7 protein-coding genes are annotated in these 11,750 nt (G+C 67.1%); 1 reads left to right on the forward strand and 6 read right to left on the reverse strand.

Going from position 1 to position 11,750, the window contains the following annotated elements:
• Positions 1-7 precede the first annotated feature (7 nt).
• Positions 8-1,003 (forward strand): N(4)-(beta-N-acetylglucosaminyl)-L-asparaginase, encoded by a 996-nt coding sequence (locus ACZ1JS_RS12400; protein ID WP_465166324.1) that lies wholly within the window; start codon positions 8-10, stop codon positions 1,001-1,003.
• 62 nt (positions 1,004-1,065) lie between these two features.
• Here ACZ1JS_RS12400 and ACZ1JS_RS12405 read toward each other — a convergent pair whose 3' ends face one another.
• From ACZ1JS_RS12405 to ACZ1JS_RS12430, 6 genes are all read right to left on the reverse strand, one after another.
• Positions 1,066-4,125 carry a TonB-dependent receptor domain-containing protein gene (locus ACZ1JS_RS12405; RefSeq protein WP_465166325.1) on the reverse strand — a complete coding sequence of 1,020 codons (3,060 nt, stop codon included), beginning with the start codon at positions 4,123-4,125 and terminating at the stop codon, positions 1,066-1,068.
• Positions 4,126-4,291: 166 nt separating this feature from the next.
• Positions 4,292-5,971, reverse strand: a complete 1,680-nt coding sequence (gene nagE / locus ACZ1JS_RS12410) for an N-acetylglucosamine-specific PTS transporter subunit IIBC (RefSeq protein ID WP_465166326.1) — start codon at positions 5,969-5,971, stop codon at positions 4,292-4,294.
• Positions 5,968-8,469 (reverse strand): phosphoenolpyruvate--protein phosphotransferase, encoded by a 2,502-nt coding sequence (gene ptsP, locus ACZ1JS_RS12415; protein WP_465166327.1) that lies wholly within the window; start codon positions 8,467-8,469, stop codon positions 5,968-5,970. The genes nagE and ptsP overlap by 4 nt, the downstream gene beginning before the upstream one ends.
• A gap of 75 nt (positions 8,470-8,544) precedes the next feature.
• Positions 8,545-9,672: an N-acetylglucosamine-6-phosphate deacetylase gene (gene nagA, locus ACZ1JS_RS12420; RefSeq protein WP_465166328.1), complete on the reverse strand. Its 1,128-nt coding sequence runs from the start codon at positions 9,670-9,672 to the stop codon at positions 8,545-8,547.
• Entirely contained in the window at positions 9,669-10,727 is a 1,059-nt protein-coding gene (locus tag ACZ1JS_RS12425; RefSeq protein ID WP_465166329.1) for an SIS domain-containing protein, read from the reverse strand. The genes nagA and ACZ1JS_RS12425 overlap by 4 nt, the downstream gene beginning before the upstream one ends.
• Positions 10,728-10,758: 31 nt before the next feature.
• Complete coding sequence (locus ACZ1JS_RS12430; RefSeq protein ID WP_242119842.1) at positions 10,759-11,496, reverse strand: GntR family transcriptional regulator; 738 nt, start codon at positions 11,494-11,496, stop codon at positions 10,759-10,761.
• Positions 11,497-11,750 lie beyond the last annotated feature (254 nt).

An 11,750-nucleotide genomic window follows, 5' to 3' on the forward strand; every position in this document is an offset into this window, starting at 1 on the left:
GGTACCCATGCCGACCATCACCCGCCGCACCGCCATCGCCGGCCTTGCCGCCATTGCCGGATCGGCCACCCTGCCCGCCCAGCCCCGCGCGGCCGGCGTGCTGCGCATCGCCTCGACCTGGGACTTCGGCGCCGCCGCCAACGATGCCGCCGTCGCCCGGTTCAGAAGCGGCGGCAGCCTGATCGATGCGCTGGAGGCGGGGGCGAAGGTGCCCGAGGCCGACCTGACCAACCATTCGGTCGGCAAGGGCGGCTATCCCGATCGCGACGGGCGGGTGACGCTCGATGCGGTCATCATGGACGACAAGGGGCATGTCGGCGCGGTCGCGGCGATGGAGGATATCGCCCATCCGATCTCGGTCGCGCGCGCGGTGATGGAGCGCACGCCGCACACCTTCCTGGTCGGCGATGGGGCACGGCAGTTTGCCCTGGCCAACGGCTTCACCGCGGAGAAACTGCTGACGCCGGAGGCGGAGGCCGAATGGCGCAAATGGCTGAAGACGTCGAAATATCAGCCGGTCGCCAACAGCGAAAATGCCCGTGCGCCGCTGGGCGGGCCGCTCGACCATGACACGATCGGCATGATCGCGCGCGCGCCCGACGGATCACTCGCCGGGGCCTGCACCACGTCGGGCATGGCGTTCAAGCTGCACGGCCGGGTCGGCGATTCACCGCAGGTCGGCAGCGGCCTGTTCGTCGAGGCGGGCGTCGGCGCAGCCACCGCCACCGGTCTGGGCGAGGAAGTGACCCGCATCGCCGGCACCGCCCGCGTCGTGTCTTCGCTGCGTGCCGGCCTGTCGCCGATGGCGGCGTGTCGCGAGGCGGTGGAGCATATCGCGAAGCTGCGCGGATCGGCGCTGGACGGGGTGCAGGTCGGTTTCCTCGCAATGGATCGGAACGGACAGGTCGGCGCCTTCGCGATCCTGCCGGGCTTCACCTATGCCGTCACCGGCGACGTTGGTCGCAGCACCGTGCTCCGATCGGCGAGTTTGCGTCCGGCCTGAAACGAACTGGCCCCGTCACCGCGTCGGTGACAGGGCCAGTCGTTTAACCCTTGGGAAGGGGATCAGAATTTCAGGCCGATGCCCGCGACGACGTTGCGACCGAGCAGGTCGTAACGGAACACGGTATTGGTCCGCAACAGCCCCAGCACGTTGCGCGAATTGGGGACCAACGGCGGATCGGTATCGAACACGTTGTTGACCGACAGCCGCAACGTCATGCGCTTGGCGATATCGAACGCCAGCGAGACGTCGATATAATCATAGGCATCGATGCCGGTATAGGTGGTGCGCCGGTCGGCGGCGGTGAACGGAATGCCGGTCCCCTCCGGATCGCGGACATTATAGGTGATCGTGGTCGGGCTGACATGCCGCCAGTTGATCCACGCGCTGAACACATCGCCGGGGGCGGTCCAGGTCGCGCTCATATTATGCGCCCAGCGCGGCAGGCTTTCGCCGCAGAACGGACCATAATAGCCGACGCAGTTGACATCGACCGATTCCGGCGTCGCCTGCCCGCCGACCTTCGTCGTCAACGAACCGTTGAACGCCAGGTCGATCCGCCCGGCCGAGCCGAGGCCATGGCCATACTGCCCCTGGAAGTCCCAGCTGGCGAAGTTCGACTTGTACCCGTTGGTCAGTCCCTGCGCGAAATAGCCGGCGGTCGGATTGCCGCTCGTCGGGCTGGATAGGGTGAAGGTGCCCGGATTGCGTACGACGCCGCGGCAATAATATTCGGTTCGGAACGTCAAGCAGCCGGTCAAGAAGTCGTTGGCCGAGGAATAGTTGATCGAATCGTTCAGATTGACGACGATCCGGTCGACCGACACGGTCAGACCCGGCACGAACCGCGGACGCAGCACGACGCCGAACGTCTTGGTATAGGCGGTTTCGGGCGTCAGATTGAACCCGCCATTGCGGATCGTGCAGAAGCCGTCCGGGCAATCCAGCGTCTCGCTGCCGTACAGATTGTCGGGCAGCCCCGTCGCGCGGCATTGTTCGATCGTCGCGGTGGGCGCGAAGAACGGCAGGTTGGTGCCGGTGGCCGGTTTGCCCGGATCATAGTTGGGATTGCGTACCGTTGCGCACGGATCGTTCCGCGAACCCACGGTCGTGTAGCCGATATTGGCCGCCGACGCCGCCTGCGTCACGCTCGGCGCGCGCTGCGCCTTGTTGAACGCCGTGCGGAAGGTGATGTCGGGGATGGGCGACCAGATCCCCTCCAACTTCCACGTATTGAAGTTGCCTGCCAGGCGATTGTACTTCGATACGCGATAGCCGGCATTGAACTGCAGCAGGTCGGTCCACGCCTGACTCTCGATAAGCGGTGCCTGTAGCTCGGCATTCACCTCGACGATGTTCTGGGTGAAGCGCTGGTCTTCACCGCCATTGGCCTCGCGGAACGCCGCATTGGCGGTGTTACTCTGCCTTTCGGCCCGGAATTCGCCGCCAAAGGCGACCGCGACACCCTGATCCGCCAGCGGCGAGGTGATGCCGTATTTGCCAAGATCGGCGCTCAACGTCGCCAGCGCCTGCCACATTTGCGGGCTGTTGGTGAACGAGGTGTTCGAGTAATTATACTGGCCCGGCGCAAAGAGATAGGCGTTGAGGGCGGGATCGCTGTTGTACGGACTGAAGGCGTTGAACGGTACGCATCCCGGATCCTGTCCGTTGATGACCGAGCGACAGATCGGACGACCATCGACCGTCGTCACGTCGAGCGAACGGTTGACCCGATCGTAATCGGCATAGGCAATGTCGAAGGTCGTGGAATTGAGCCGCGACAGCACACCCGCCACGTCATAGTTCCACACGCCGTCCAGCACCTGCCCACGTAGACCGGCGGTGACACGGAAACCCTTGTTGATGAAGACGGCATCGATCGGTTCCGCGCCTTCGAAACGGTAACGCACGTCGATCGGAACATAAGCCCCCGTACCAGCGGCCGTGCCGCACAACGTCTGCGCCTGCGATGCCGACAGGAACGGGTTATTGCACGGCACCGAATAGGGTGTGCTACCGAACGACAGGTACGACAGTGTCCGGTTGAGCTGTGGATTGCGCGACTTGTCGCGATAGAACAGCGCCGACGAATAGAGTTCGATGTCGCTGGAAATCCGCGCGGTCAGGAAGCCGCCGGTGTTGATCCGGTTGAACTCGCGCTGCCAGCTCTGGCCGTCAAAGGGGTTGGCGGCAGTGTTGGGGCCGGAATTGATCGGTACGAACGTCCCGTTGTTCAGCGGACTGTTGACCAGTTGCCGACCGCGATTGGCACCCGCCTGCGGAATGATCGTACCGTTCGGCGTAAAGCTGGCAGCGCTGCAAACCAGCGGACCGTCCCTGGTCGGCTGCGTCACTTCGCACGCCGAATAGGAACGGTCGGCGGTGCGGATCATTGCCGAGTTTCGATAATTGACGAAACCGGTGATGTTCACCGCACCGTCGAACAGGTTCTTGCCGAACGACGCCGTGACGTTGAGGCGGCCACCATCATTGGCCATGCCGGTCCGCGCCGGGAAGAAGGCGCGACCAGCCGCCTCGGTGACGGCATTCGGTCGGTTGTCGTGATTATAGAAGCTGTAATTGGCGTCGAGACGTACGCCATCGAAGTTCTTTTTCAGGATGAAATTGACGACGCCCGACACCGCGTCCGACCCATAGACCGACGATGCGCCGCCACTGAGGATATCGATACGTTCGACCAGCGCGGTGGGGATGATGCTGGTGTCCATCTGGTTCACCAGCCCGAGCCGGAGACCATCGACCAGCGTCAGCGTGCGTTCGAAGCCGAGGCTGCGCAACTTGATACGCTGTGCGCCACTCGAATCGGCGTAATTCTGTTCCGCATTGGGCTGGATCTGCGGCAGGCGGTTCAGCACTTCCTCGATCGTCGTCGCACCCTGCGCCGCGATTTCCGCCGACGTGGTCGACACGATCGGCGCTGCCGACTTGTTGTTCGGGCGCACGATGCGCGTGCCGGTGACCGTGATCGTCTGGTCATCGTCGGCATCGGTCGTCGTCGCTGTCTTGGGCAGCGGTTCGACGGGCACGCCTTGCGCGTGCGCAGCGCCGGTCAGCACCGTCGCCAGACATGACGTCGCCAACAGCTTCTTGATCGATTGCATGATTCCCCCTTTTCGGCGTCCCGTCGCGCGGGCTGTTTCACCGGTGCAACAGTCTTCCGCCGGCGAGAGGGGGAATCAATATTTTTTGATACTTTCTTCGGTATTCAATTTCGATTGACGGGTGCCGTTGCACTTGGGCAACACACCCCTCAGGTATTTCGATCGTTTATACGAGGAGATGCACCACCGTCGGAGTGACCTGCGCCGCAACGCGGATATCCGGCAGCGCTCCGAGGTCGATGGCGGCCGGTTGCCGCAATTCGACCCGGATCCGTCCTGCAAGGTGTTCGGTACGGACGATCGTCCCTGCCCCGCCCAATGCCTCGATCAGGGCTGCCGACAACGCCGGCGCTGCGGCGTCCGTTGCCGTCTCGGGCACCGCGACCGGCGCAGCGACCGGACCGCCGCTCCCCGCTTCCCGGATTTCCTCCGCGACCTGGTCGGCGATCGGGCCGACCACGACCTGTACCGCGCGTGCCGAAGGACGCAGTACGCCCATCGCGCCCAACGCCTTCAGCGCCGCTTCGTCGACCAGCGCCTGATCGACGACGACCAGCCGCAGCCGGGTGGTGCAGGCCCCGATGCTGGCGAGGTTGCCGCTGCCGCCCAGCGCCGTAAGAAATGCCCGCCCCCGCTCGCCGCCACCGGTTGCCGGGGCGCCGGTCAGCGACGGCGCGCTGGCGTCGCGGCCCGGCGTCTTGAGGTCGAAGCGCAGGATGAAGAAGCGGAACACCCCGTAATAGAGCGCGAAATAAAGGGCGCCGACCGGCAGCAGCAGCAGCGGCTTCGTCGCCTTTCCATAGTTCAGCACATAGTCGAACAGGCCCGCCGAAAAGCCGAAGCCGAGCTTCACCCCCAGCCAGTCCATCAGCGCCATCGACAGCCCGGTCAGCACCGCATGGATCGCGTAAAGCACGGGGGCGAGGAACATGAACGAGAATTCGATCGGCTCGGTCACCCCGGTCAGGAAGCTGGTCAGCGCGAGGCTGAGCAACATGCCGCCCACCGCCTTGCGCCGGTCGGGCAATGCCGAACGGTACATGGCAAGGCATGCGGCGGGCAGGCCGAACATCATCACCGGGAAATAACCGGCCATGAACGCCCCCGCCGTGGGATCGCCGGCGAAGAAGCGGCGCAGGTCGCCGGTCGTCCCCCCGAAATCGCCGAGCACGAACCAGGCGACGTTGTTGAGGATGTGGTGCAACCCGGTCACGAGCAGCAGCCGGTTGAGCAGGCCGAAACCGAACAGGCCGAAGCTGCCCGATGCCACCAGCCCGCGGCTGAGCAGGTCGAGTGCGGTGGTGATACCGCCGAAGCTCAGGCCCACCACGACCGCGATGGCGATGCCGGCCACGCCGCTGACGATCGGCACGAAGCGCCGCCCACCGAAAAAGGCTAGATATTCCGGCACCTTGATCGTCGCATAGCGGTTATAGGCATGGCCGCCGATCAGCCCGGCGACGATGCCGATCGGCACGTCGAGCTTCGCGAACGCCTTTGCCTTCCACGCCGCCGACAGGGTCGCCGCGACGTCCGGGGCAAAGCCTTGCGTCACCTCGCCCGGGACGGTCAGGAATACCGGCCCGCCATTCTTGACGACCAGATAGCAGACGACGCCCGCAAGACACGCCGCGCCATTGCCGTCGCGGGCGATGCCGCAGGCGACGCCGATCGCGAAGAGCAGGCCGAGATTGTTGAACAGCGCATCGCCCGCCGCCGCCAACAGGCCGATGTCGAGCAGGTCGGGCTGGCCCAACCGCAACAACAGCCCCGCCACCGGCAGGACCGCGATCGGCAGCATGAGCGCACGGCCGATCGGCTGCAGCGTTTCGACGACCGACTTCATGCACCCAGCTCCTGCAAAAATTCGCGAACCATGGTCCGCACCTCGGCGGGCGATGCCGCCGCGAGTGCGCGCACCGCCAGCAGCCGGCAGCGATGGGTATCGAGCCGCCGGACCAGCGCCTTCAATTCGGGCACGAAGCGCGGCGATGCCGACAATTCGGTGATGCCCAGCCCGACCAGCAGCGGGATCGCCAACCGGTCCGACGCGAGGCCACCGCACACCCCGACCCAGCGACGATGCCGTCCGGCCCCCTCGGTCGTATGCGCGATCAGCTGCAGCACCGCCGGGTGCAGCCCGTCGATGCCGGGCGCCACCGCCGGATTGCCGCGATCCATCGCCAGCGCATATTGCGTCAGGTCGTTGGTGCCGATCGACAGGAAATCGGCATGCGCCGCTAGCGTCGCGGCGGTGACCGCGGCGGCGGGGGTTTCGACCATGATGCCGATCTCGACACGTTCGGTAATGCCGAGGTCGGCACGCAACCGGTCGACGACCGCGCGGACGGCGGCAATCTCGGCGACGCTCGCCACCATCGGGATCATGATCCGGCATTGCCCGACCGGCTGCACCGACAATATGCCGCGCAACTGCGTTTCGAGAATGTCGGGCATGGCCAGCGCGACACGTATGCCGCGCAGCCCCAGCGCCGGATTTTCCTCGGGCGCGATCGGCAGATAGGGGGCGGGCTTATCGCCGCCGATATCGAGCAGCCGCACGATCAGCGGGCGCCCGTCGAGTTCGGCCGCGATCGCGCCGTACAGCGCGGCCTGTTCGGCGGCATCGGGGGCGCTGTCGCGGTCGAGGAACAGGAATTCGGTGCGCAGCAGCCCCGACCCTTCGGCGCCATTGGCCATCGCCGCCTTCGCATCCTCGATCGAACCGAGATTGGCGAACGCCTCGATCCGCACGCCGTCGAGCGTGACGCAGGCTTCGCCGGCGCGGGCGAGCGCGGCGTCGCGGTCGGCGATGCGGCGATCGGCATGGACGCGCGCCTCGGCGAGCGTCGCCGCATCGGGATCGACGTGCAGCACGCCGCCATCGGCATCGAGGATCAGCGTCGCACCGTCCGCCACATCGTTCAGCGGGGCGCCGATCGCGACCAGTGCCGGCAGGCCCATCGTCGCCGCGAGGATCGCGACGTGCGAGGTCGGCCCGCCACGCTCGACGGCAAGGCCGATGACACTGGCCGGATCGATCGCCATTACCTGCGACGGCAGCAGATCGTCGGCGAGCAGGATGGTCCCGGCAGGGAAGGTCATCGCCTCCGCGACCGTGCCGGTCAGTTCGCCCAGTACCTGCCGTTCGAGGTCGAGCAGATCGTCGGCGCGCTCGGCCAGCCGCGCGTCGCCAAGGCCCCGCAGCGTCGCCGCCTGCGCCCGCGTCGCCGCGCGCCAAGCATGGCCGGCATCGCGGCCATCGGCGATGGCGACATTCGCGGCGTCGCGCAGATCGGGGTCGTCGAGGAACGCGATATGCGCGGCACGGATCGCCGCCCCTTCGCCGGTCGTCGCCGCCAGCTTCGCGCGCACCGCCGACAGCGCCGAATCGAGCCGGGCGGTCTCGATCGCGGCGCCCTGCCCGTCGACCGGCACCTCAATCTCGGCAACCCGCAGCCAGCGGGCGGTGCCGATCGTATAGCCCGGCGCCGCCAGCGTGCCGGCCAACTGCCCCTCGGGCAGCGCGGCGGCGGGCGGCGGCGGCGGCGCGACCACCGGTTCGACCGCCGCCCGTTCGGCGCGCTCGCCCATCCCGCCCTCGATCAGCGTCGCCAGCGCGGCGACCGCTTCGGCGGCGTCGGGGCCGCTGGCGATCACGTCGACCGTGTCGCCGAACCGCACGCCCAGCCCGAGTAGACCGACCGCGCCGGTGGCACGCGCCTCGCTGCCGTCCTTGGCCAGCCAGCTGGTGGCAAGAAAGCCGCGCGCGACCTCGCCGATCTTCGCGGCCGGGCGCGCGTGCAGGCCGTGGGCCATCGGCACCTGCACCTGCCGCACGATGCGCTCGCCCTCTTCCATCGTCATGGCCGGCGTGTTTGCGGCGACCGGCTCGACCGTCAGCAGCAGCTGCCCGATACCGACCACCCGGTCGGTCTCGCGCCGGACGATGCGATACGCATCGGCATTGGTGACGATCAGCGGCGTCATCAGCGACGGCGCGCCGCGCACCAGCGCGTCGAGATCGAAATCGATTAGTGGCTGGCCGCGCTCGACCCGGTCGCCGACGGCAACGCGCGCGGAAAAATCCTTGCCGCCCAGTTGCACCGTGTCGATGCCGATATGCATCAACAGCTCGACCCCGCCCTCGCCGCGCAGGGTGATGGCATGGCTGCCCGCGTGGAGCGTCAGCACCTCGCCGTCACAGGGGGCGTGCAGCGTACCGCCGGTCGGGTCGATCGCCAGGCCGTCCCCCAGCATCCGCCCGGCGAACACCGCGTCGGGCACGTCGTCGAGCGCGCTCGCCCAGCCTTGCAACGGTGCGGTGAGCAGGATGGCGGTCATGATCGGCCCCTTCGTGCGCACGTCCGCCCCCCGGCGACCCGCGCGGATGCTGTTAATCGTCCCGGCGAACCGGGGTCAGACGATGCGGTTGCCCGCGATCCATGTGCCGCGCACCGTCAGGTTGCGGTCGAGCCAGACGAAATCGGCGCTATGGCCGATATCGAGCGTGCCGATCCGGTGCGACAGGCGCAGGAAGGCGGCCGGATGGGTCGATGCCATCGCCACCGCATCCTCGAACGCGACCCCCAGTTCGACCGTGTTGGCCACCGCCGTCGCCATGTCGAGATCGCAGCCGGCGAGCGTGCCATTGGCATCGACGCACACGCCGTTCTCGACATGGATCGGCTGGCCGTTGAGCACGAATTGCTTGCTCTCGGCGCCCACGGTCGGCATCGCGTCGGTCACCAGCATGAACCGGTCGAGCGGCCGCGCCGCCAGTGCCACGCGGATCGCCGCCGGATGCAGGTGCGCGCCGTCGACGATCAGCCCGGCATAGACCGACTGGTCCTCCAGCACCGCGCCGACCACGCCCGGATCGCGATGTTTGAGCGGCGACATGGCGTTGTAGAGATGGGTCACGCCCCGCGCGCCGGCATCGATCGCCGCGCGCGCCTGTTCATAGGTCGCGTCGCTATGACCGATGCTGACGATCACGCCCGCCGCGACCAGCCGTTCGATCGCGGCGGTATCGTTGCGTTCGGGGGCCAGCGTCACCATCACCACGCCCTTGCGCGGGGCGGTGAGCAGCGCGATCGCCGCATCGTCCAGCGCGCGGAAATGGTTCGCGTCGTGAATGCCCTTGCGTGCCGGGTTCAGGAACGGCCCCTCGACATGGATGCCGACCACGCCCGGCACGCCCGCTTCGATCGCGGCATCGACCGCGTCGAGGCCAGCGGCGACCACGTCCAGCCGGTCGCTGATGAGCGTCGGCAGAAAGGCGGTGGTGCCATAGGTCGCGTGCGCCGCGCCGATCGCGCGGATGCCCTCTACGGTCGGATGGTCGTTGAACAACACCCCGCCGCCGCCATTGACCTGCGTATCGACGAAGCCGGGGACCAGCCAGCCGCCGTCGAGATCGATCGTCTCGGCATCGCCCTCGGCATGGAAGCCGGTTATGACGCCGCCCTCGACCTCGAACGCGCAGCTGTCGTGCTGGCACTGATCGGCGAGCACGCGCCCGCCGCGGAAAACGAAGCTGCTCATCGCGTTTCGGTGACCTTGCGCAGATGCGGCGGCTGGTCGGGGTTCAGGCCCCGGCGCAGCGACACCGTGTTGACCATGCGGTAGAAGCTTTGGATCATCAGGATCGGTTCGATCGCGGCATGGCTGCGGATCGTCGGCGGGTGGCTGTCGTCGTCGGACGCATCGGCCAGATGCACCGCCGCACCGCGCGACGCGAACTCGGCCGCCGCCGCGCGGACGTCGTCGCCGGCATCGTCCGACGTCGCGAACCCCAGCAGCGGAAAGCCGTCGTTGATGATCGCCATCGGCCCGTGGCGGACCTCGGCGCTGCTGAACGCCTCGGCATGCAGCGCCGAGGTTTCCTTCATCTTGAGCGCCGCTTCCTGCGCGACGCCGAAGCTGTAGCCGCGCCCGATCACGAACAGGTTGCGCGCCTGCACCAGCGTGTCGGCCACCGCCGTCCAGTCGAGCGCGAACGCCGCTTCCAGTTGCTGCGGCAGCGTGTCGAGCGCCGCCAGCAACGCCTGATCCTCGCTCCAGTGCGCGGCGATCGCGGCCAGGCCGGTCAGCGAGGCGATGAACGACTTGGTCGCCGCGACCGAGGTTTCCGCGCCGGCCGACAGCGGCAGCACGGTGTCGGCCAGACCCGCCAGCGGCGAATCCTCGACATTGACCAGCGCGACCACGCGCGCGCCCGCCGCCTTGTAGCTTTCGACGGTGCGCAGCAGGTCGGGGCTGCGGCCCGATTGCGACACCGCGATCACCAGCGCGTTCATCCGCTCCATCCGCGTCGCATAGACCGACGCGACCGACGGCGCGGCGCTGGCGACGGGCACGCCGCACAGCGTCTCGACCAGATATTTGCCATAGGTCGCGGCATGGTCCGACGACCCGCGCGCACAGGTGACGACCAGCGCCGGCGGATCGGCACGCAGCGATGCGCCCAGTTCGGCCAGCGCCTGCGCATTGCGCGACAGGAACCGGGCGACGGATGCGCCGCCCTCCCCTGCTTCGCGGTGCATGGCGGTATGCTCGGCAACGACCGGCTTCGGCCCGGCTTCGACGGTGGACGTCATGAACCCCCTCTTGGTGCCGGCCCCCGCCGGATCAGCTTGCGTTGAGTTCGGCGACCACGTCGTACGCGTCGCCACGGTAATAGGATTGGGTGAATTCGACGGTGTCGCCATCGGCCAGGAAGCCGCGACGCTCGATGAACAGCCCGGCATGGCCGGTCTCGACGCCCAGCCGCTTGGCCTGTTCGGCGGGAAACGCCATCGCCCGCAGCCGCTGCAACGCGCGCACCGGCCGCGATCCCGCCGCCTCCAGCGCGGCGTAGAGCGAATCGCCGACCGCATCGACGCTGGGCAGGCAATTGCCGGCGATGGTCGCATATTCGACCGCCATCGGCACATCGTCGGCATAGCGCATCCGCTGGAACCGATAGACCGGCGCACCGGGCGACAGGCCCAGCGACATCGATTCCTCGGGCGTCACCAGCCCGGTCGATTTCGATACCCAGGCGCTGCTCGGCACCCGGCCGCGCGCGACCATGTCCTCCGAAAAGGACGACAGTTTCGAGAAACTCTTGTCGACCCGCGCCGCGACGAAGGTGCCCGCGCCGCGACGGCGCACGACCAGCCCTTCCTTGGCCAGCCCCTCGATCGCCTTGCGCACGGTGATGCGCGACACGTCATATTCGATCGCCAGTTCGCGCTCGGGCGGGATCGCATCGTCCTGCTGCAGGACCTTCCGCTCGATCGCGGTGCGTACCAGTTGTTGCAACTGGACATAGAGCGGTGCGTGCGCGTCGTCGCGCAACCGACCGATCCGTTCTGAAAACCCCATGACAACGCCCTTCGAACCTCTCGAACGGTCAACGTAAAGGGCGACGGGAACGATCACAATCGCCGTGATAGGTATGTTTTTGGTACTATGCAAGCCTAATTAGATGAGGCTGAAAGCCCGGCAAAATCGGCCTCCCGTCCGTAAACACACCTATTGGCATCACCGGTGGGTTTGCCCAGCAGGGGGCGTTACCAAGCGCGCTACGTTAACCAGCTTACGCCCTGGTTTGAAACTTTATTGCTCGCGGCGACATC

It is taken from the genome of Sphingomonas sp. BL-S-05 (assembly GCF_055521695.1).